General features: G+C 68.0%; 22 protein-coding genes. 11 read left to right on the top strand and 11 right to left on the bottom strand.

Annotation, left to right across the window (positions count from 1 at the left end):
* Window positions 1-2 precede the first annotated feature (2 nt).
* The 4 genes from holA to FG91_RS13630 are packed head-to-tail and all read right to left on the bottom strand — an operon-like array spanning window position 3 to window position 4,656.
* A complete protein-coding gene (holA, locus tag FG91_RS13645; RefSeq protein ID WP_037515785.1) occupies window positions 3-1,034 on the bottom strand; it encodes a DNA polymerase III subunit delta in 1,032 nt (343 codons plus the stop codon).
* Window positions 1,031-1,579 (bottom strand): LPS assembly lipoprotein LptE, encoded by a 549-nt coding sequence (gene lptE, locus FG91_RS13640; RefSeq protein WP_037515782.1) that lies wholly within the window; start codon window positions 1,577-1,579, stop codon window positions 1,031-1,033. The genes holA and lptE overlap by 4 nt, the downstream gene beginning before the upstream one ends.
* On the bottom strand, window positions 1,579-4,128 hold the full coding sequence (gene leuS, locus FG91_RS13635) for a leucine--tRNA ligase (protein WP_037515780.1): 2,550 nt from the start codon (window positions 4,126-4,128) through the stop codon (window positions 1,579-1,581). Before leuS ends, lptE begins: the two co-directional genes overlap by 1 nt.
* Before the next feature lie 54 nt (window positions 4,129-4,182).
* The gene (locus tag FG91_RS13630; RefSeq protein WP_037515774.1) at window positions 4,183-4,656 is read right to left on the bottom strand and encodes a DUF3576 domain-containing protein; all 474 of its coding nucleotides are present in this window, start codon (window positions 4,654-4,656) and stop codon (window positions 4,183-4,185) included.
* A 330-nt stretch (window positions 4,657-4,986) separates the two neighbouring features.
* On the opposite strand from FG91_RS13630, the gene FG91_RS13625 reads away from it, so the two are divergent.
* Complete coding sequence (locus FG91_RS13625) at window positions 4,987-5,649, top strand: hypothetical protein (protein WP_235212041.1); 663 nt, start codon at window positions 4,987-4,989, stop codon at window positions 5,647-5,649.
* A 90-nt stretch (window positions 5,650-5,739) separates the two neighbouring features.
* On the opposite strand, the gene FG91_RS13620 is transcribed toward FG91_RS13625, so the two are convergent.
* Window positions 5,740-6,378 (bottom strand): thiamine phosphate synthase, encoded by a 639-nt coding sequence (locus FG91_RS13620; RefSeq protein WP_052187586.1) that lies wholly within the window; start codon window positions 6,376-6,378, stop codon window positions 5,740-5,742.
* A gap of 57 nt (window positions 6,379-6,435) precedes the next feature.
* Between FG91_RS13620 and FG91_RS13615 the strand changes: the two genes are divergently transcribed.
* Complete coding sequence (locus tag FG91_RS13615; RefSeq protein ID WP_037515877.1) at window positions 6,436-7,098, top strand: YggS family pyridoxal phosphate-dependent enzyme; 663 nt, start codon at window positions 6,436-6,438, stop codon at window positions 7,096-7,098.
* Here FG91_RS13615 and FG91_RS13610 read toward each other — a convergent pair.
* Window positions 7,095-7,844: a hypothetical protein gene (locus tag FG91_RS13610; RefSeq protein ID WP_037515767.1), complete on the bottom strand. Its 750-nt coding sequence runs from the start codon at window positions 7,842-7,844 to the stop codon at window positions 7,095-7,097. The genes FG91_RS13615 and FG91_RS13610 overlap by 4 nt on opposite strands.
* Window positions 7,837-8,349 carry a DUF4402 domain-containing protein gene (locus FG91_RS13605; RefSeq protein WP_037515873.1) on the bottom strand — a complete coding sequence of 171 codons (513 nt, stop codon included), beginning with the start codon at window positions 8,347-8,349 and terminating at the stop codon, window positions 7,837-7,839. Before FG91_RS13605 ends, FG91_RS13610 begins: the two co-directional genes overlap by 8 nt.
* Window positions 8,350-8,443: 94 nt before the next feature.
* On the opposite strand from FG91_RS13605, the gene FG91_RS13600 reads away from it, so the two are divergent.
* The 5 genes from FG91_RS13600 to FG91_RS13580 all read left to right on the top strand — a co-directional run bounded on the left by FG91_RS13600 (window position 8,444) and on the right by FG91_RS13580 (window position 14,087).
* Window positions 8,444-9,514, top strand: a complete 1,071-nt coding sequence (locus FG91_RS13600; RefSeq protein WP_037515765.1) for a type III polyketide synthase — start codon at window positions 8,444-8,446, stop codon at window positions 9,512-9,514.
* Window positions 9,511-10,224, top strand: a complete 714-nt coding sequence (locus FG91_RS13595) for a methyltransferase domain-containing protein (protein WP_037515763.1) — start codon at window positions 9,511-9,513, stop codon at window positions 10,222-10,224. The genes FG91_RS13600 and FG91_RS13595 overlap by 4 nt, the downstream gene beginning before the upstream one ends.
* A 4-nt stretch (window positions 10,225-10,228) precedes the next feature.
* Window positions 10,229-11,332, top strand: coding sequence for an NAD(P)/FAD-dependent oxidoreductase (locus FG91_RS13590; protein ID WP_037515761.1), 1,104 nt, complete (start codon window positions 10,229-10,231; stop codon window positions 11,330-11,332).
* Between the two features lie 93 nt (window positions 11,333-11,425).
* Entirely contained in the window at window positions 11,426-11,833 is a 408-nt protein-coding gene (gene msrB, locus FG91_RS13585) for a peptide-methionine (R)-S-oxide reductase MsrB (RefSeq protein ID WP_037515760.1), read from the top strand.
* Window positions 11,834-11,888: 55 nt separating this feature from the next.
* Window positions 11,889-14,087, top strand: a complete 2,199-nt coding sequence (locus FG91_RS13580) for a transglycosylase domain-containing protein (RefSeq protein WP_052187584.1) — start codon at window positions 11,889-11,891, stop codon at window positions 14,085-14,087.
* 14 nt (window positions 14,088-14,101) lie between these two features.
* Here FG91_RS13580 and FG91_RS13575 read toward each other — a convergent pair whose 3' ends face one another.
* Genes FG91_RS13575 through FG91_RS13565 form a run of 3 tightly spaced genes read right to left on the bottom strand, consistent with a single transcriptional unit; the run spans window position 14,102 to window position 15,898 of the window.
* Entirely contained in the window at window positions 14,102-14,845 is a 744-nt protein-coding gene (locus FG91_RS13575) for a M48 family metallopeptidase (RefSeq protein WP_235212038.1), read from the bottom strand.
* Window positions 14,814-15,254 carry a YcgN family cysteine cluster protein gene (locus tag FG91_RS13570; protein ID WP_037515752.1) on the bottom strand — a complete coding sequence of 147 codons (441 nt, stop codon included), beginning with the start codon at window positions 15,252-15,254 and terminating at the stop codon, window positions 14,814-14,816. Before FG91_RS13570 ends, FG91_RS13575 begins: the two co-directional genes overlap by 32 nt.
* Window positions 15,254-15,898: an SCO family protein gene (locus FG91_RS13565; RefSeq protein ID WP_152568111.1), complete on the bottom strand. Its 645-nt coding sequence runs from the start codon at window positions 15,896-15,898 to the stop codon at window positions 15,254-15,256. The genes FG91_RS13570 and FG91_RS13565 overlap by 1 nt, the downstream gene beginning before the upstream one ends.
* A gap of 86 nt (window positions 15,899-15,984) precedes the next feature.
* Here FG91_RS13565 and FG91_RS13560 point away from each other — a divergent pair, with 86 nt between their 5' ends.
* The 4 genes from FG91_RS13560 to FG91_RS13545 are packed head-to-tail and all read left to right on the top strand — an operon-like array spanning window position 15,985 to window position 18,984.
* On the top strand, window positions 15,985-16,605 hold the full coding sequence (locus FG91_RS13560; RefSeq protein WP_037515751.1) for an ankyrin repeat domain-containing protein: 621 nt from the start codon (window positions 15,985-15,987) through the stop codon (window positions 16,603-16,605).
* 57 nt (window positions 16,606-16,662) lie between these two features.
* A complete protein-coding gene (gene ribB / locus FG91_RS13555; protein WP_037515867.1) occupies window positions 16,663-17,940 on the top strand; it encodes a 3,4-dihydroxy-2-butanone-4-phosphate synthase in 1,278 nt (425 codons plus the stop codon).
* Window positions 17,940-18,365 carry a 6,7-dimethyl-8-ribityllumazine synthase gene (gene ribH, locus FG91_RS13550; protein WP_037515749.1) on the top strand — a complete coding sequence of 142 codons (426 nt, stop codon included), beginning with the start codon at window positions 17,940-17,942 and terminating at the stop codon, window positions 18,363-18,365. Before ribB ends, ribH begins: the two co-directional genes overlap by 1 nt.
* Window positions 18,358-18,984 (top strand): hypothetical protein, encoded by a 627-nt coding sequence (locus FG91_RS13545; RefSeq protein ID WP_037515745.1) that lies wholly within the window; start codon window positions 18,358-18,360, stop codon window positions 18,982-18,984. The genes ribH and FG91_RS13545 overlap by 8 nt, the downstream gene beginning before the upstream one ends.
* Window positions 18,985-19,020: 36 nt before the next feature.
* Here FG91_RS13545 and FG91_RS13540 read toward each other — a convergent pair whose 3' ends face one another.
* Entirely contained in the window at window positions 19,021-20,106 is a 1,086-nt protein-coding gene (locus FG91_RS13540; RefSeq protein WP_037515742.1) for an alkene reductase, read from the bottom strand.
* Window positions 20,107-20,145 lie beyond the last annotated feature (39 nt).

Here is a 20,145-nt window from a genome sequence, read left to right as displayed (position 1 = left end):
CCCTATCGCGCCCGTGCGGCCTGGTGCGCGATGTCGGTCATCAGCTTGCGGAACAGCACCGCGCCCGCGGTGCCCGACGCCTTGAGCGCGCGCTCGCAATCGAGCAGCCGGCTCATCAGCCGCGCGATGCGGACCGAATCCCAGATATGGAGCTGCGCGGTCACCGCGTCGCGCTCCTTCCAGAAAATCCCGCTGGTGCGCGCCGACACGACCGTCGCGGGATGCGCGCCGCCGTCAACCTCGGCGCGCAGCCGCGCGAGCGCCATCGCACGGATCGCGAGCGCGCGGATGATGCGGATTTCGGCGACCCCGACCGCGGTCGCCTTGGCCAGCATCTCGGGCATTTCGCGCACCTTGCCGCCGAGCGCGACATTGATGCACTCGCTGACATCCTCCTCGTGCGTCGCGGCGCCGAGCGCGGCGATGTCGGCCGCGGTCACTTGCCGCTGCCGGTCGGGACCCGCATCGAGATAGAGCGCGATCTTCTCGATCTCGCGCCGCATCAGCGCCTGATCGCCCGAGACGAGGTCGACGAGCAATTGCGCCTCGGCATTGGCGAGCCGCAGCCCCTGTTCCTGCCCCGCGCCCATCGCGATGCCGACGAGCGCGCGGCGGTCGGGCTGGTAGCAGATCGCGGCGACGGCATGATCCGAGCCTTCGACCAGCTTGACGAGTTTCGACTTGGCGGTGACCGAGGCGCCGGTCGCGATCACCGGGTTGATCGCGGTTTCGGCGGCGAGCAGCGCCTCGACCGCCGCAAGGCCGTCGTCGCCGCTGCCCGACAATTCGACCTTGATCACGCGCGCCGACGAGAAAAGCGACATCGATGCGGCTTCGGCGGCGAGCAGCGACGGGTCCTGCGACAGCTGCGATCCCGTCAGGTCGAGCCGTTCGGCGTCCTTGCCCGCGAGCCCGATCAAATGGCTCGCGACGGCTTCCATCGTCGCTTCGTCGGGGCCGGTGAGGAGGGTGAAACGAACCGCGGGGTCGAGGCGCGAGAGGCGTTCGAGTTCGTTCGGTTTGACGCTCTTCATTGCCCTGCGGGTGTCGGGGCGGGCACAGCAGCCGGTTGTCCGCCGCCGCGGTTCGCAAAGACGGCGAGGCGCGCGACGATCTGGTCGGCGACCGCCGAGGCGAGGCGTTCGAGCGCCGAGGATTCGGCCGCGATCGTCGCATATTCGCTGCCGACGACGTCGATCCCCGCATCGGAGAAGGCCGTCGCGTCGAGCAGCACTTCGCCCGAAGCTGCGTCGACGAGTTGATAGCGTGCGCGCAGCGTCCGCCGTTCGCGCGTTACCGTATCGTCGGCGCGGACGCCGAAGCCGGTGATCGAATCCTCGAGCCGGACGTCGAGGCGGAGGCGCTTGCCCGCACCCTCGCCGCCCTGCGTCGCCTGGAGCCGGTCGCGGAGCGCGTTGCGGACGAGCCAGCCGTTATGCCCCTCGATCGCTGCGACATCGACGTCGGCGAGCACTTGCGCCACCGGCCCCTTGCTGCCGTTCGCATAGAGCGGGCGGAGCCCGCAGCCGCCGACAAGCAGCGAAGCAGCGACGAGGCAAGAGGTCAGCAGGTTGCGCATCAGGGAACGATATTCACCAAACGGTCGGGGACCACAATGACCTTCTTCGGCGCGGCGCCGGCGAGCAGCTCGACGATGCGCGGGCGCGCGAGCGCCGCGGCTTCCACCGCATCCTTGTCGAGGCCTTTGGCGAGCGTCATCGTATCGCGCAGCTTACCCGCCATCTGGATCGCGATTGTCACCTCGTCATCGACGAGCAGTGCCGGATCGGCGGCGGGCCAAGCGGCATCGGCGATCATCGCGGTCGTGCGCTGGCCAGCGGGAAGCGCGGCCCATGCCTCTTCGGCGAGGTGCGGCAGCATCGGTGCGACGAGCAGGATGAGGGTGCGGCACGCCTCGGCGCGGGTCGCCGAGGGCTTGGCTTTCTCGATCTCGTTCGCGAGCGCGTGGACCTTGGCGACCGCCTTGTTGAAGCCGAGCGCCTCGATGTCGGCGGCAACGCCGGCGATCGCCTGATGGAGCTTGCGTGCAAGGCCCAAGTCCTCCGCGCCGTCGCCGACATTTTCGGTGTCGCCGAAGATCCGCCACAAGCGCTGGACGAAGCGCCACGCGCCCTCGATGCCCGCCTCGCTCCACGGCAGGTCGCGCTCGGGCGGGCTGTCCGACAGCATGAACCAGCGCGCGGCGTCGGCGCCGTACTGGTCGAGGATGGCGTCGGGATCGACGACATTCTTCTTCGACTTCGACATCTTGATCACGCGGCCGACATCGACGGTATAGCCGTCGGCGGTCAGGATCGCGCCATCGGGCTTGCGCTCGATCTCCTCGGGGGTGAAGTAGAGCGGCGGCAGCCCCTCGCCCTGCACGCGGCTGTAGGTTTCGTGCGTCACCATGCCCTGCGTGAACAGGCTCGCGAAGGGCTCGGCGATGTCGATCATCCCCATCTTCTTGAGCGCGCGCGTCCAGAAGCGCGCGTAGAGAAGGTGGAGGATCGCATGCTCGATGCCGCCGATATATTGGTCGACGGGCAGCCAGCGGCGGATCACCTCGGGATCGAAGGGCTTGTCCGACGGCGAGCTGGCGAAACGCAGGAAATACCAGCTCGAATCGACGAAAGTGTCGAGCGTGTCGGTTTCGCGCACCGCGTCACCGCCGCAGCTGGGGCAATGGACATGCTTCCACGTCGGATGGCGATCGAGCGGATTGCCGGGAACCGAGAAATCGACATCCTCGGGCAGGACGACGGGAAGCTGGTTCTTGGGCACCGGCACCGTGCCGCACGTATGGCAATGGATGAAGGGGATCGGCGTCCCCCAGTAACGCTGGCGCGAAACGCCCCAGTCGCGCAGGCGCCATACCGTGGTGCCCTTGCCCCAGCCCTCATGCTCGGCGCGCGCGATGACGGCGGCCTTCGCTTCGTCGATGCTCATGCCGTCGAGGAAGTGGCTGTTCACCAGCTTGCCGGGGCCGGTATAGGCTTCGGTCCCGGTGAAATGCTGCGCGGTCTCGTCGCCGTCGGCGATCACGCGGTGGACCTGCAGCCCATATTTATGCGCGAAGTCGAGGTCGCGCTGATCGTGCGCCGGGCAGCCGAAGATCGCGCCGGTGCCATAGTCCATCAGCACATAGTTCACGACCCAGACGGGCAGGTGCCAGTTCGGGTCGAGCGGATGCTCGACCGCGATGCCGGTGTCGAAGCCCATCTTCTCGGCGGTGTCGATCTGTTCGGCCGCGGTGCCCTGACGGCGGCAATCCTCGATGAACGCCGCGAGCTCGGGCGAATCCTTCGCGAGCCGCTCGGCGAGCGGATGGTCGGGCGAGATCGCCGCAAAGCTCGCGCCATACAGCGTGTCGGGGCGCGTCGTGAAGACGTCGAAACCGGGCGCGCCGCCAGCGAGCCTGAAGCTGAACTCCAGCCCCTGCGACTTGCCGATCCAGTTCTCCTGCATCAGGCGGACCTTGTCGGGCCAGCTTTCGAGCGCGCCCAGCCCCTCGAGCAGTTCGTCGGCGAAGTCGGTGATCTTCAAAAACCACTGCGACAGCTTTTTCTTCTCGACGAGCGCGCCCGAGCGCCAGCCGCGGCCGTCGATCACCTGCTCGTTCGCGAGCACGGTCATGTCGACGGGGTCCCAGTTCACATAGCTGTGCTTGCGCGTGACGAGCCCCGCGGCGAACAGGTCGAGGAACAGCGCCTGTTCCTGCCCATAATAATCGGGTTCGCACGTCGCGAGCTCGCGGCTCCAGTCGATCGCGAGACCGAGGCGCTTCAGCTGCGCGCGCATCGACGCGATATTGTCGCGCGTCCAGCCGCCGGGGTGGACGCCCTTTTCCATCGCGGCATTTTCGGCGGGCATGCCGAACGCGTCCCAGCCCATCGGGTGAAGCACATCGTGCCCCGTCATCCGCTTGAAGCGCGCGAGGACGTCGCCCATCGCATAGTTGCGGACATGGCCCATATGGATGCGCCCCGAGGGATAAGGGAACATCTCGAGGATATAGGCCTTGGGCCGATCTTCGCTATCGGTCGTGGCAAAGCTGTTCGCCGCCTCCCACGCCTTTTGCCAGCGGGCGTCGGCGGCGAGGGCGCCAAAGCGCGGTTCGCGGGTCATTCGTCGGTTACCCCGTTAGTCTGTGTGGGCAGGCGCGCGACGCGCGCCGCCGGATTAGTCCCTGATCGCCGAGCGACGCAGGTCGCGGGCGCGGGTGAGGATGATTTCCTCGAGCTTTTGCACCGTCGCCGCCTGAACCGGCGCGTCGACCCAGCTGCCGCCCTGCGCGACCTGGCGCGAGGCGGCGATGCGCAGCGCGTCGGCACGCAGGTCCTGGTCGAGGATCGACACGGTAACCTTCATCCGCTCGCCGGGGTTCGACGGGTTCGCATACCAGTCGGTGATCACGACGCCGCCGGCCGAATCGGCCTGGAGCAGCGGCATGAACGACAGCGCATCGAGCGAGGCGCGCCACAAATAGCTGTTGACGCCAATCGTCGTCACCTGGCTGGCGGCGAGATCGGCTTTCGGCCGTTCCTTGTTCGCGCAGGCCGAAAGACCAAGCGCCGCGAGCCCGAGCAGCGCGAGCGCGGCCGGACGGCGACCGAGCGTGGCGCCAAACCGGGCAGGGACGGAAAGCTGGGACATGCGGGTACACCTTATCTCTTGAGCCCGTCCGACGTGGAAAATCGGCCGCGCGGAACGATATTGCCAGCGTCTCTATCGCCCTTGTCGCCGCCCCGCAAGCGCGGCAATTTCGCCCGCACGGCCGTTCAGATTCTGGTCAGATTCGAAACGCACTGTGACGATCCCGCAACAATTTCGGCAAAAATCGGAATCGTTGCAGCAATTTGACGGGATTCATCTGGCAATGTTGCGCCGGGAGTCCTATTTGAAGAATCCGATTGGGGTTGGAGTCGCAGAGCAATGGCGCGGACATCGCGACATTTTTGGAAAGGAAGCCTCACCGCTTTGGCGGTGGCTTCGCTTGCGCTTCCGCCAGCCCTCGCCGCGATGTCGAGCAGCGACCGCATCCGCGACACCAATCTTTCGGAAACCCTGCTTGGCCAGTTCACCCCGGCATCGGGCGATGAGCGACTGATCGCACGCTATAACAAGATGTCGGCCGAACAGCGCGGCAGCTTCAGCTTTACCCCCGCGCTTCCCGACGACGGCCGCAAGAACCGCGCGATCACCGTCGTGATTCGCGCCCGCGACGACGCGTCGAGCGCCACGCGCACCTCTGCGCTGGCTGCAGGCCGGACCGCACCGATCGCAATCACCCCGGTCGCCTATAATCTGGGCGCCTCGGTTGGATTCGAGAAATTCGTCACGCCGGCGCTGCCGCGCGGCACCGATCTTCGCAACCTGCCGGTCGCGAAGGCTCCGGAACAGGACGAAAAGAAGTCGCGCTTCGCAACGCGTATGGTGAACCGCCCAAGCGACCCTAGCGGGGCAACCGATCGCGTCACCGCTCCTGGCGAAGCGTCGGCCGTCGATGTCGTCAGCAGCTATCGCCTGACCAAGAACATCGACGTCACCGCGGGCGTTCGGTACAAGAGCGACGACCGCATCGAACCGCTGACCGATACGCGCCGCGACAGCCAGGCGGTCTATGTCGGAACCGCGTTCCGCTTCTAATCTGCATCGCTATTTGGATCAGGGCGGTCTGCAAATGACAACCTTCCGCGCTTCCGGTGCTCACGCACATTAAGTGCGCTGCGCTCCGGGTCACGGAACGCCGCCATTTTCGACTCCCCCTGACCCAAATATCGACGCAGCTTGCCGTCGGCGATTCGCCGCTTTTTCTTCCCACGCATCGATCGCTGCCCAGCCGGGCCTGATACCGCTTGCGCGGCTTAGCGCACGCGCGCGCGCCGCCGTCATCCCGCCGAGCGCGATTGGCTGTGCGTCCGATAGCCGCGCGAGCCGCAGCCACGCCGCGCGCGCGAGCACCGCTGCGCCCGGATGCGAACGCGTCGGATGGAGCGGCGAGATGAAGACGCCGCCGGCTCCGGCCTTGCGCGCGCCGCGCGCCTCGGGCGCATCATGGACGGGCATCGTCAGCAACAGGCCGAGCCAATGCGCCTGCCCCGCCTGCCTTGCGTCGCGCTGGCGAAGGTGGACGCCGTCGGCGCCCCAGCGCCGCGCCGTGGCGGGCCGGCCCGCGAGCAGTACGGTCAATCCCCGCGCACGCGCGGTGCGCATCAACCGCCGCAGCAGGCGCCAGCGCGCGCCGGGCGGCAGGCTGTCGTGGCGGAGGACGATACCGCTGCCGGGCGGGAGCAGCGCCGCGAGTTCGACGATGCCGACCGCGATCCGCTCGTCGCTGAACAGCCATGTTGTCGGCAGGGGGTGGCGCGCGCGCATCGCCCTTTCTATAGGCGCGTCGCGAGCGCGCGCAACGCGCGGGATGGAAGCGAGACGATGAGCGAAGCAGCAGACCGGCTGGCCGAGGTAAATGCGAATATCGCGAGCGCGGCCAAGCGCGCGCAGCGGCGGACCGACGAGATCTGCCTGATCGCGGTGTCGAAAACGCACGACGCCGACGCCATCCGCCCGCTGATCGCCGCGGGCCAGCGCCACTTCGGCGAGAATCGCGTGCAGGAAGCCGCGGCGAAATGGCCCGAACTGCGCGCCGAGACCCCCGATATCGTGCTCCACCTGATCGGCCAGCTCCAATCGAACAAGGCCGAGGAAGCGGTGGCGCTGTTCGACGCGATCCACTCGCTCGATCGCAGCTCGCTGGTGCAGGCCATCGCGAAGGCGTGCCAAAAGGCGGGCAAGCAGCCGCAGCTGTTCGTTCAGGTCAATATCGGCGACGAGGAGCAGAAGGGCGGCTGTGCGACCCGCGACCTGCCCGCGCTGCTCGCCGAAGCAAAGGACGCCGGGTTGACGATCGCCGGGCTGATGGCGATCCCCCCCGCCGACATCGAACCCGCGCCCTTCTTCGCGCTGCTCGACGAACTCGCCGAACGAAATGGCCTGCCGCTACGCTCGATGGGGATGAGCGGCGATTACGAAACCGCGGTGATGCTCGGTGCAACGCATGTGCGCGTCGGGACGGCGCTGTTCGGGTCGCGAAGCTAACGCTTGCAGGGATCGCCGTTCGGCCCTTCTTTCGCTTCGGGGCGCCGGAGCTCGCACATCGCCGGCAGCAACTGGCCGAAATCCTCGTTGCGCGCGATGGCATAGCGCACAAAGGTCGCGATCGCCTTGCCTTCGCGCTCGGCCATCGCCTGCGCCGTCTCGCGCTCGCCGTCCCACACGGTCCACACCGCGACTAGCTGCGGCGAGATTGGCCGCGCAGCGGTACAAAAGCGCGTTTCCGAGCGCTTATCCACGTCGCACTGGATTTCGGTTCGGCCGACCTCGAGTCGCATCGCGCGAAGCTGGTTACTCATAAACTCGCCGCCGACCGTCATGTGATTGTCGAACAGCCCGATGGCGTCGCGGTCCATCAGGTAGAAGTTGTTGGCCGGCATCGCCTGTTCGATCGGTGACCAAGGATCGTCGCACACCGAAGCGACCCAGCGCCGCGCAAGCAGCGGGCATATCTTGCGGATTTCGGGCTGCCAATCGCTCCAGCCATAGGGACCGACCCCCAGTTCGATACGGTCGAGCTTCGCTCCGGCGGCCGGGGCCGGTTTCGCTTCGTATCGCCCGGCCAGCGCCACGCGTGGGAAAACCAGCGGCGTGTCGCCGACGATGACGCGCATCTCCTTGGCCAGTTGCTCGACGTCGGCGCGCGTGAGCTCGGGTCCATATTCGGAATCCGAACAGCCCGTCAGCACGAGCGTCGCGATCAGCGCCGCGGCCGCCCGCACCCTATTCATATTCGACCGTTACCGGAATGCGCCCGCGATAGTCGCCGTCGTCGAGCCCGGCGATCTGCAACCGGCCGCCGAAGCGGAATTGAAGCCGGCCGTCGGCGCCGAGACGCGGCGCGGCCGACAGGTCGGTGACAAGGCCGGTGACGCGCGCGGTGCGGCCGTGGCCGCTTTCGAGGTCGATGCTCGCGGGAAGGATGACGCGCACCTCCGCCCCCGGTTCGCCGCGCACGGTGACCGTGCCGGTCAGCGCGAAGCCGCCGAGATCGACGACATCGCCGCGCACGCGGCGGGCGCCCGAGGCGGGGTCGATTTCGACCTCGCCCCCCATTGCGCCGACCGCGACACGGCCCATGTCGAGCCGGGTTTCGACATCGACGCGTAGCGGCACCTCGGCCTTGCGCACCGCGATGCCCGCCGCCTTGTCCTGCGCGCAAAGCAGGCATTGCGCCGCTGCGGCGGGTGCGCCGGCGAACAACAGGCAGAGGCCAAGGAAAAGACGCAGTTTCACATCTTCCCTTTGCCAGAGCATGGTTAATCCGGGGTAAAATGGCGCGGCGCCTTATCCGCTGGCCAGCGCCGCGCTTTTGGGTCAAACCCGCGCCATGAGCAGCCCTCCGCCCGTCCGGCTCAACGCCCTCGCCACCGCGGTGCCGGGGCACGACATCCATCAGTCGTTCATCGACTGGGCGACGCCGCGCCTCGCCGACCCGCGCATGCGCGCGCTCTTTGCGCGGATGGCGGCACGATCGGGGATCGACCACCGCTGGTCGGTGCTGCCGCCGACCGCCGGCGGTGGATCGCCAGTCGGCGCGGGCGGATTTTACGACGTCCCCGGCCTGCCGCCCACCTCGGCGCGGATGGCGGCCTATGCCGAATATGCCCCCGGTCTGGCGATGGAGGCGATCGCGGCGCTCGGCGACGCGCTCGACCCGGCGCGCGTCACGCATATCGTCGTCGCGAGCTGCACCGGCTTCGTCGCGCCGGGGATCGATCAGATCATCGCGCAGCGGCTGGGGCTGCCCGCGACGGTCGAGCGCGTGCTCATCGGCTTCATGGGCTGTTATGCCGGGGTCACCGCGCTGCGCACCGCGCGGCATATCGTGCGGTCCGAGCCCGGCGCCGTCGTGCTGGTGGTCAGCGTCGAACTGTCGAGCCTGCACCTGTCGCCCGCCGACGAGGCCGAACCCCTGCTGATGATGCTGCAGTTCAGCGACGGCGCGGCGGCGGGGATCGTGTCGGCGGCGCCGGGCGGGCTCGAACTCGGCGAAGGGCGCAGCCTCGCGCTCGAGGACAGCGCGGACCTGATCCGCTGGGATATCGGCGACAGGGGGTTCGAGATGCAGCTGTCGGGCGAAGTGCCCGCGCGGCTGCGCGAAACATTGGCCAGGCCCGATGTGCAGCGCGACCTGTTCGGCGAGGCCGGTCCGCCGCCCTTGCTCGCGGTCCATGCGGGAGGGCGCTCGGTACTCGACGCGGTCGAGAATGCGCTTGGTGTCGATCCGGACACGCTTGCCGACAGCCGCGCAGTGCTCGCGCGCTTCGGCAATATGTCGTCGGCGACGATCCTGTTCGTGCTCGCCGACATGATGGCGCGCGGCGCAAGCGGGGAGGGGGCCGCGATCGCATTCGGCCCCGGGCTCGCCGCCGAAGCGATCCGCTTCACCGCGCCATGAACCCCTTCACCAGCCTTCGTGTCCCGATCATCCGCGAGGAGGAAATGGACGCCGCCGAGCTGCCGCCCGAACGCTATGCGCGCGTGCTCGCCGACCTGTCGCGGATCAACGGTCTGACGATGGCGCCGCGGCCGACGCTGGGCTTTCTCGACCGGGTGCGCGCGCGCGGCATCGGCGACCGGCCGTGGCGCATCCTCGACGTCGGGTTCGGCGCGGGCGACATGCTCGCGCGGATCGCGCGCTGGGGCGACAAGCGCGGGGTCGCGCTCGACCTGGTTGGCGTCGACCTCAATCGCAAGAGCGAGGCGGTGGCGGCGATGCGGCTCGGCGCGCGCGCGCGGCTGATCACCGGCGATTTTCGCGCGCTCGCGGGGCAGGGGTGGGACATCATCCTCTCCAGTCTCGTCACCCATCATATGACGCCGGCGCAGCGCACCGAATTCCTCCGCTTCATGGAAGGCGAGGCGGCGCGCGGCTGGCTGGTCAACGACCTCCATCGCCGGCGCCTGCCCTTTGCGGGTTTTCCGCTGCTCGCGACGCTCGCCCTCGCCGACCCGATCGTGCGGCGCGACGGACAGCTGTCGGTCGGACGCAGCTTTCGCCGCGCCGAATGGCGGGCGATGCTGGCCGAAGCCTTGCCCGATACGGCGGGCGAATGCCGGATCTTTCGCAGCTTTCCGTACCGGCTCTGCGTCGAGCACATCCGGTGACCCGGTGACCGGGCCCGACGCGATCGTCGTCGGCGCCGGACCCGCCGGGTCGGCCGCGGCGATCGGGCTGGCGCGCGGCGGTGCGCGGACGCTGCTGCTCGAACGCGCGCGCGAAACGGGCGACGCGCTGTGCGGCGGTTTCCTGAGCTGGCAGACGTTGCAGCGGCTCGACGCGCTCGGGATCGAGCGCGCGGCGCTCGGCGGGCAGGCGGTTCGCCGCGTGCGCCTGTTCGCGGGCCAGCGGCGGAGCGAGACCGCGCTGCCCGGCGAGGCGATGGGCGTGTCGCGCCGCCGGCTCGACGGCGCCTTGCAAGCGGCAGCGGTGGCGGCGGGCGCGGGCCTCGAACGCGACGTTCACGCGACGGCGCTCGAAGGCGGCGCGGTGCAGACGCGCGACGGCGCGATGATGGCCGCACCATCGATCTTCCTCGCCGCGGGCAAGCATGGGTTTCGCGGCTTTCCGCGCGAGCCCGCCGCATGGCAGCGCGCCGACCCCGCGATGGGGTTGCGTCTCCGCCTTCCCGCGCATCCCGCGCTCGACCGGCTGGTCGGCGACGCGGTCGAACTTCACCTCTTCGATCGCGGCTATGCCGGGCTGGTGCGGCAGGAGGATGGCAGCGGCAATCTGTGCCTTGCGGTGCACAAGTCGCGGCTCGATGACGCGGGGGGCGATCCGGCGGCGCTGCTGCGCATGCTGGGCGACACGCTCCCGCACCTCGGCGAACGGCTGGCGCATGCCGACTGGTCGCGCGCCGTCGATGCGATCGGGCATGTCCCTTATGGCTGGCGTGCACGCGACACAGCGCCGGGGCTGTTCCGGCTCGGTGATCAGGCGGGTGTGATCCCGAGCCTCGCGGGCGAGGGCATGGGGCTCGCGCTCGCGAGCGCCGAGGCGGCGGTGGCGGCGTGGCGTCACGGTGGCGGCGATGCCGCACCCGCATATCAGAAACGCTTCGCGACGACGATGACCCGCCCCTTCGCGCTCGCCAATCTCGTCTGGCGGATGGGCGAAAATCGGCACGCGGCGGGGGCCATGACAGGTATCGCGTCACTTTTTCCGGCGTTGGTGCGAATGGTGTCGGAGGCGACGCGGATCGAGCCGCGCTGACCGCTTACCCCCTCTTGCGAGAACGGCGCGCCGCGCCGATATTGGTATCAACAGCGACGGCGCCCAAAACGGCCCGTCCGAAGGAGATCCTCCATGACCGATCCGAAAACCGAAAAGACACTCGACCCGATGGCGCATCATGTGCTGCGCGAGGGCGGCACCGAGCGCGCCTTCACCGGCAAATATACCGATCACAAGGGCGACGGCGTCTATCGCTGCGCCGGATGCGGCGAACCCCTGTTCGACAGCCGCACCAAGTTCGACAGCGGGTCGGGCTGGCCAAGCTATACCGCGCCCGCCGCGGGTAGCGCGGTGACCGAGCTGACCGACACCAGCCACGGCATGGTCCGCACCGAAGTGCGCTGCGCCAAATGCGAAGGCCATCTCGGCCACGTCTTTCCCGACGGCCCCGGACCGACCGGGCTGCGCTATTGCATCAACAGCGCGGCGCTTGACTTCGCGGACCGCTCGCCGGATGAGGCGCAGACCGGCGAAGGCTGAAACCTCCTTCCCGGACTGACGCATCAGGGGCGCAGTGAGGGAAGGAACACCGGCTTTGCGCCGTGAAAGACAGCAGGCTTCGTCGAATAATCGTCCATCGTCCAACAAGCGCAGCGGCACGCCCGGCGGCGAGCCGCCGCGTTGGCGCGTGTGGCTGCGCCGCGCCTTTCGCTGGGGCCTCGGCCTTGCGGTCGTTGGCCTCGTCGCGCTGGCGGTTGCGGTCGGCATCGCGGTGCAGCGCATGCCGAGCTTCGAAGAACTCAAGAAATCGCCCGCCGGACAGACGATCCGCGTCCGCGCCGCCGACGGCACCGTCTTCCTGTCATTGGGGCCCAATTATGGCCGCTGGCTGACCCTCAGGGAAACGCCGCAAGTGATGCAGGACGCGATGGTCGCGGTCGAGGACCGGCGCTTTCGCTATCATCCGGGGCTCGACCCCGTCGGCATGGCGCGCGCTGCGGTCGTCGCGGTGCAGAATCGTGGGAGCGGCCGGCGTCTGCAGGGCGCATCGACGATCACGCAGCAGCTCGCGCGCAACATCTTCCTGTCGAACAGCTATGATTTCAAGCGCAAGGCGCGCGAGATGATCCTCGCGATGGCGCTCGAATGGAAATTCTCGAAGGACCAGATCCTCGAGCTCTATCTGAATAAGGTGTATTTCGGCGGCGGCAGCTATGGCATCGACGCCGCGTCGAACAGTTTCTTCGGGCATAGCGCGACCGAAATGTCGCTGTCCGAGGCGGCCGTTGTCGCGGGACTCGTCAAGGCGCCGTCGCGTTATTCGCCGACCGCCGACGCGCAGGCTGCGCTCGGCCGCGCCGGGGTCGTGCTCGACGTCATGGTCGACGCCGGCGTGATCACGCGCGCGCAGGCCGACAGCGCCGAGCCCGCGAATGTGCAGCTCGCCAAGGAAACGGGGCAGAATAGCGCGCGCTATTTCAGCGACTGGGCGCTGCCGCAGCTCGACATGCTGATCGACGAGGGCAGCGAGGCGCTCGACGTCTACACCACCATCGACCTGGGCATGCAGCGCGCGGCGACCGCGTCGATCCAGGCGAATACGCCGGGCGGCGTACAGGGGGCGCTCGTTTCGCTCGACCGCGACGGCGCGGTGCGCGCGATGGTTGGGGGTCGGGACTATGTCGCGTCCAACTATAACCGCGCGACGCAGGCGCTGCGCCAGCCGGGATCGGCGTGGAAGCTGTTCGTCTATATGGCGGCGCTCGAGGCCGGGTATAAGGTTGGCGATCCGGTCGTCGACGAGCCGGTGACGATCAACGGCTGGTCGCCACGCAACTCATCGGGGCGTTTTTCGGGCACGATGGATTTGCGCAGCGCCTTTGCCTATTCGGTCAACACCGTTGCGGCGAAGCTGGGCGACGAGGTCGGCTTTTCGGCGGTCGCCAATATGGCGCGCCGGTTCGGCATCACGACGCCGGTCAATACGCATCCCTCGATGGTGCTCGGCAGCGCCGAGGTGCGCGTGATCGACATGACCGCGGCCTTTGCCGCGGTGTCGCGCGGCGGCGTGTCGGTGCAGCCCTATGGCATCACCAAGGTGACGACGGCGGGCGGCGAGCTGCTCTATCAGCGCCCCGCCGAGCGCGGAACGACGCTGGTCGACCATTGGGTCGCTGCGGGCATCACCGACCTGCTGCAAACCGCGGTCAACACCGGGACGGGCAAGGCGGCGCAGATCGGCCGCCCCGTCGCGGGCAAGACCGGGACGACGTCGAGCAACAAGGACGGCTGGTTCCTCGGCTTTTCGAGCGGGATCACGACCGGCGTGTGGATGGGCCGCGACGATGCGAAGGCCGTCGGCGGGCTGCAGGGGGGCCGCGCACCCGCCAAGGCTTTTGCCGACTATATGCGCGTCGCGGTTGCGCGGCGCCCGGTCGAGGCGTTCGACACCGAAGTCGTGCTTCCCGAATGGCAGCTCGAGGACGAGGGCGAAGCCTATATGGGCGAGCCGGGCCAGGAGGGCTTCGTCGACGAGAATGGCATGCCGATCGAGCTGCCCTATGACAGCCGCCCGCCCGAAGGCGCGGACCCGGCACCACCGCCGACCGAGGATGGCCCGGTGCTCGACCAGCAATGGATCGAGGAGCAGACCGGGCGGCGGCCGCCGGCCGAGAATGGCGCGGCGCCCAAAAATGGCGGCCAGCCCAAGATCGTAACGGTGCCGAAGACTGCACCGCCGCCGGTCAAGGCGCCCCCGCCGCGATCGCAACCGCAGACGGGCGATTTCGACTAGAACTCGATGGGGGTTCAGGCGGTGAAGCGGTAGCGGTGGAGCGCGCGCCCTTCGCGGCGTAGCCAGCCGCGCGCCGCGGCGACATCGCCATCGTGCAGCTCGTCGACGAGCGCATGGAAGGCGGGACCATGGTCCATATGCCGAAGGTGCGCGACCTCGTGCGCGACCGTGGCGCGGCGAACATGATCGGGCGCCATGACGAGCCGCCAGCTGTAGCGCAAATCGCCGTCGTGCGTGCAACTGCCCCAGCGGCTGCGCGGATCGCCGACGCCGACGCGGCCGACCGACAGGCCCGCAGCCGCGGCGATTTCGTGGCTTTCGCGCTCCATCAGGTCGAGCGCCTGCCCCTTCAGCCAGCGTTCGATGCGCCGACCGACGGTTTCGAGCGGGCCACCGACGTGCAGGCTGCCATCGCCGAGACGGATCGCGCGCGGCGCGGTCGCGGTCCAGTCGATATGACGCTCGACGCCAAAAACGGGCACCGCGGCGCCGGGACCGACGATCACGGGCAGCGCGGCCTTGCCGACCTGCTCGACGAGCCACGCCTGCTGTTCGCCGGCCCATTTCAAGGCCGCGCGTTCGTTGGTGCGGCGCGGGACGGTCAGCCGCAATTCGCCGCGCGCGCCGTCGAAGACGAGCCGGTAACGCCGCGACTGGGCGTGCCGCACGACGCGCACGGGCCAGGCTTCGTCGCCGACCCAGATGTGCGGCCCGTCGGGCGCGAAGTCAGACGACGCGTTCGACAAGGTGATTCTCAAGGGGTCCGGCCATGTCCTCACCGACCGTCCAGCCGACGATCGACTCGCCCGCGCGGTGCACCGCATCGCGGTCGCCGCAGACGAGATAATGCCAGTCGGGCAGCGGCTCGCCCTCGGCGCGCAGGCGATAGGCGCAGGTCTGCGGCAGCCATTCGATGTCGGCGACCTTGCCCTTGGTCAGCGTCAGGCAGTCGGGAACATGGCGGCGGCGATGCTTGTAATCGCCGCAGCGCGCGGTTTTGAGGTCGAGCAGGCGGCACGCGACATTGGTCGGATAGATGCGGCCCGTATCCTCATCTTCCAGCTTGTGGAGGCAGCATTTGCCGCACCCGTCGCACAGCGCTTCCCATTGCCCCGCGTCGAGAGTGGCAAGCGGCGCTTCCCAGAAGGGTTGCGCCTCGCGGGCCATTACTTGACCCACTTCGCCAGCTCGGCCGCGACTTTGTCGGGCGCGCCCTCGTCGACGTCGGACGATGGATCGTCGAGCGGCAAGAGTGCGACCGGCTTGCCCGCGGGATCCATCAGGAAAGCAAGCTGGCTGTGCGCCATCAGATAGCGGTCGGGCGCCGAACCCTCGACCTTGTTGTACGTCACGACATAGGCTTTCGCGACCGCGGCGATCTGTTCGGGGGTGCCGGTGAGGCCGAGCAGGCGCGGATGATAGCGCGCGACGAAGGGCTTTAATGCCGCGGGTGTATCGCGCGCCGGATCGACGGTGATGAACAGCGGGGCGACCTTCGCGCCGCGCGCGGCGTCGGCCTTTTCAAACTGCGACAGGCCGCGCATCAGCTTTTGCAGGTCGACCGGGCAGATGTCGGGGCAGAAGCTGTAGCCGAAATAGATCAGGCGATATTTACCCGCGAAATCGCTGTCGCGGACGGTCTTGCCATCCTGGTCGGTGAGCGTGAAGGCGCCGCCGATGCGCGCACCTTCGAGCGGCGGCTTCGCGGGCGGCGCATCGCCGCCGCCGCCGCAACCCGCGAGCGCGGCACCGAAAGCGATCATCAGGCTTGCGCGGACGAACCTTTGTCCCATATTTGCGATATTCATCATCTGGCCAGCCTTGATCGGCTAGCCTCGGAAAATCAACCTTTGTCGTCGCGCCAGCGGCGGACAAATTGCCCCAGGGGTCGCCGATCATGTTTCGCCGTGCGGAATTCCGCCTTGCCGCTTTCCTCGCCGTGCTGGTCGCCGCGACAGGCCTGTTGCTCAGCCCCGCGCAGGCGCAGTTCCGCGGCGGCTATGCCTTTTTGCAGGCGGTCGAAAACCGCGACGGGACGAAGGCGACCGAGGCGCTGAAGGACGATCCGTCGTTCATCAACACGCGCAATCCCGACACCGGCCAAACCGCGCTGATCATCGTCACCAAGCGCCGCGACATCAGCTGGCTGCGCTTCCTGCTCGCCAAGGACGCCGATCCGTCGATCGGCGATCGCCAGGGCGTAACCCCGCTGATGCACGCCGCGCTGATCAATTTCACCGACGGCGCCGAAGAGTTGCTCAAGGAAAAGGCGCCCGTCGACCAGGCCAACCGGCGCGGCGAAACCGCACTGATCCTGGCGGTGCAGTCGAAGAATGTCGGCATGGTCCGCCTGCTCATCAAGCGCGGCGCCAACCCCGACAAGGCCGATCATGTCGCCGGCATGTCGGCGCGCGCCTATGCCAAACGCGACGACCGCACCGGCCAGATTGTCGCGCTGCTCGACGCCAAGCCCGACGGCCCGGTCCGTGACCTCGGCCCGAAGTTCGGGCCCAATTGATCAGCGCGATGTGATATCTGGATTGACAGTCACATTGTGATGTGAGACATGGTGATCATGTCTACACAGCTCATCGATCGCATCCGCGCCATCGTCGACGACGGGACCATGTCCCGTTCGGGTCTCGCCCGTGCCGCGGGTCTTCACGCCAACAGCCTGCGCGACCTCGATTCGCCCGGCTGGAACCCCACCGCCGAAACGTTGCGCAAGCTCGAAAACTGGCTCGCGAACGGCAGCGACCTGTCGCCGATGGCCACGCCAGAGGAAATCATCGCCGAGGCGCGCAACGGCCGCATGTTCATCCTCGTCGACGACGAGGACCGCGAAAATGAGGGCGACCTGGTCATCCCGGCGCAGATGGCGACCCCCGATGCGATCAACTTCATGGTCACCCACGGCCGCGGTCTCGTTTGCCTGACGCTGACCCGCGAGCGTGTCGACCAGCTCGGGCTCGAACTGATGAGCCGCAACAACGGTACGCGGCACGAAACCGCCTTCACCACCTCGATCGAGGCGCGCGAGGGCGTCACCACCGGCATTTCGGCGGGCGACCGTGCGCGCACCGTTTCCGTCGCGATCGACGCCGGCAAGACCCGCGACGACATCGTCACCCCCGGTCATATCTTCCCCCTGATCGCGCGCGACGGCGGCGTCCTCGTCCGCGCCGGCCACACCGAGGCGGCGGTCGACATCAGCCGGCTGGCGGGGCTCAACCCCTCGGGCGTGATCTGCGAAATCATGAACGACGACGGGACGATGGCGCGGCTCGACGACCTCATCCCCTTTGCGCGCCGCCATGGGCTCAAGATCGGCACGATCGCCGACCTGATCGCCTATCGCCACCGCAACGACCGGCTGGTCGAATGCGTGTCCGACGATCCGTTCGAATCGGATTATGGCGGCGACTGGCGCCTCAAATCCTATCGCAACAAGATCGACGGCACGGTCAATCTCGTGCTCCAGAAGGGCGCGATCGATCCCGAAGGCGTGACGCTGGTGCGTATGCATCCCGTGTCGATCTTCGACGACATCATGGGCCGTCCCGGACCGAAAAAGCGCCGCCTGCAGCGTTCGATGGACGCGATCGGCGAAGCCGGCGCAGGCGTCATCGTGATGCTGATGCGCCCGCTGCCCGGATCGGCCGAAGCCGATGCCCTCCCGGCGCCGACCGGCGGCATGGACCTTCGCACTTACGGAATCGGCGCGCAGATCCTCGCCGACCTCGGCGTCCATGCGATGGAACTGCTCACCCCCACCCACAGCAATATCGTCGGGCTCGAAGGCTATGGCCTGTCGGTCGTCGGCGAACGCCCCATTCCCGGAGAAGCCGCATAATGGCCCATGTCCTGATCGTCGAAGCCCGCTTTTATTCTCACCTCAACGACATGCTGCTCGACGGCGTGCGCAGCGCGCTCGACGCGGCGGGGCATAGCCATGACACGGTGACCGTCCCCGGCGCGCTCGAAGTGCCCGCGGCGATCTCGCTCGCCGCCGACAGCGGGCGCTACGACGCCTATGTCGCGCTCGGCGTCGTGATCCGCGGCGAGACCTATCATTTCGAGGTCGTGTCGAACGAAAGCGCGCGCGGCATCATGGCGTTGACGCTCGATGGCCTTGCGATCGGCAACGGCATCCTCACCGTCGAGAACGAGGAACAGGCGCTTGCGCGCGCCGACAAGACGCGCAAGGATAAGGGCGGCGAAGCGGCGAAGGCCGCGCTCGCCATGCTCGCGCTGAAGGAACAATTCGGTATTGGTTGATCGCCCGCCTCCCAGCCGTTTTTCCGTCGTCGAACGCGGCGGGCGGCTGGTGGTGATCGACAAGGAAACCGGACGGACCCCGCTGAGCGCGGCCGAGCGCATGGATCTTCACGACCGCAAGATGGGGGTCGAGCCGATCCGGCCGACGGCACGTCAGGCACCCGCCGAACCCGCCGCGGCCATCGTCGAAGCCGCTCCGCCGCCGCAGCGCAATCCGCCGCGCCCGCCGAACGATCGGATGGCGGCGGCCGTCGCCGAAATGAACCGGAAGCAGCCGTGGAGCCAGCAGGCAAAGGCGACAGCTCCGCCGCAACCCGCCCGCATCCCTCAGCGACAGCAGCCCCAATCGCAAACGGGAGGCCGAAAGACGATCGTCACCGGCAAATGGTGGGATGCAAAGGGACCGCGCACGATCGAGCTGGGACCAAAGGGTCAGACCGAATTGACTGGCGGCTTCATGGCCTTGGTCTTCGGGCTCGTCATCGCCGCTATCATCGCCTTTTTTGTCGAGCCGTTGCTGCTCTTCGTCGGCGCGTTCATACTGTTCCGCTTCGGCGGCAATTTTCTCGGGCCGATCGGCGCCGGGATCATCGACAAGGCGATTGCCCAAAAGGGATGATCCGGACGGCACAGAGCCGCCCGGACCATGGACATCTTACGCCGTTTGCAGCGCAGGATAGTCGGTGTAGCCGACCGGCCCCGGCGAATACCAGGTCTGCGGATTGTCGGCGGCCCATTCGGCGCCGTTCCGGATGCGCTCGACCAGGTCGGGGTTGCCGATGAAGGGGCGGCCGAACGCGATCGCATCGGCGGTTCCGCTCACCAGCGCCGCCTCGGCGAGCGCGACGTCATAATCGCTGTTGAGGATCAGTGGCCCCTTGAACGCGGCGCGGATCGACGGCGACTGCTTCGGAACATCGGTGCGGCCGAAGGTGCCGTCGGGGCCGGGTTCGCGAAGCTCGAGGAAAGCGATGCCGAGTGCGTCGAGCGCCGCCGCGGCGATCGGGAACAGCCGTTCGGGGGCGCTGTCGTCGACGCCCTGCGTGTCGCCATTGGGCGACAGGCGCACCGATACGCGGTCGGCACCCCACACGCCGATCAGCGCTTCGGTGACTTCGCGGAGCAGGCGAATGCGATTCTCGATCGAGCCGCCATAATCATCGTCGCGCAGGTTGCTGCCGTCGCGCAGGAACTGGTCGATCAGATAGCCGTTCGCGCCATGGAGCTGGACGCCGTCGAAGCCGGCGCGCTTCGCATTTTCGGCCGCCTTCACATAATCGGCGATCACGCGCGGGATTTCCGCGAGCTCGAGCGGGCGCGCGACTTCATATTCCATCCGGCCGACCGGGGTGTGCGCCTTGCCCGGCGCCTGCGTCGCCGATGCCGAAACGGGCGGCTTGCCGTCGTTGAACACCGAATGCACGACGCGGCCCATGTGCCAGAGCTGCGCGACGATGCGCCCACCGGCGTCGTGAACGGCGTCGGTCACCGGCTTCCAGCCTTCGACCTGCGCATCGGTCCAGAGGCCCGGCGCGCTCGGCCAGCCGAGGCCTTCCTGCGAAATGCCGGTGGCTTCGGAAATAATCAGCCCCGCCGACGCGCGCTGACGATAATAGTCGCGCGCAAGTTCGTTCGGCACGAAACCCGGCCCGGCGCGGCCGCGCGTCAGCGGCGCCATGATGATGCGGTTCGGCGCTTCGATGGCGCCCAATTTGATCGGATCGAACAGGGATAGAGTCATCTTTCCTCCACGTCGCACTTTTTCATGGGCGACCCCACT

It is taken from the genome of Sphingopyxis sp. LC81, from assembly GCF_000756375.1.
GTDB lineage: Bacteria > Pseudomonadota > Alphaproteobacteria > Sphingomonadales > Sphingomonadaceae > Sphingopyxis.
Note: the sequence above shows the minus strand (reverse complement) of the source record. Positions and strands in the feature narration are given on the sequence as shown.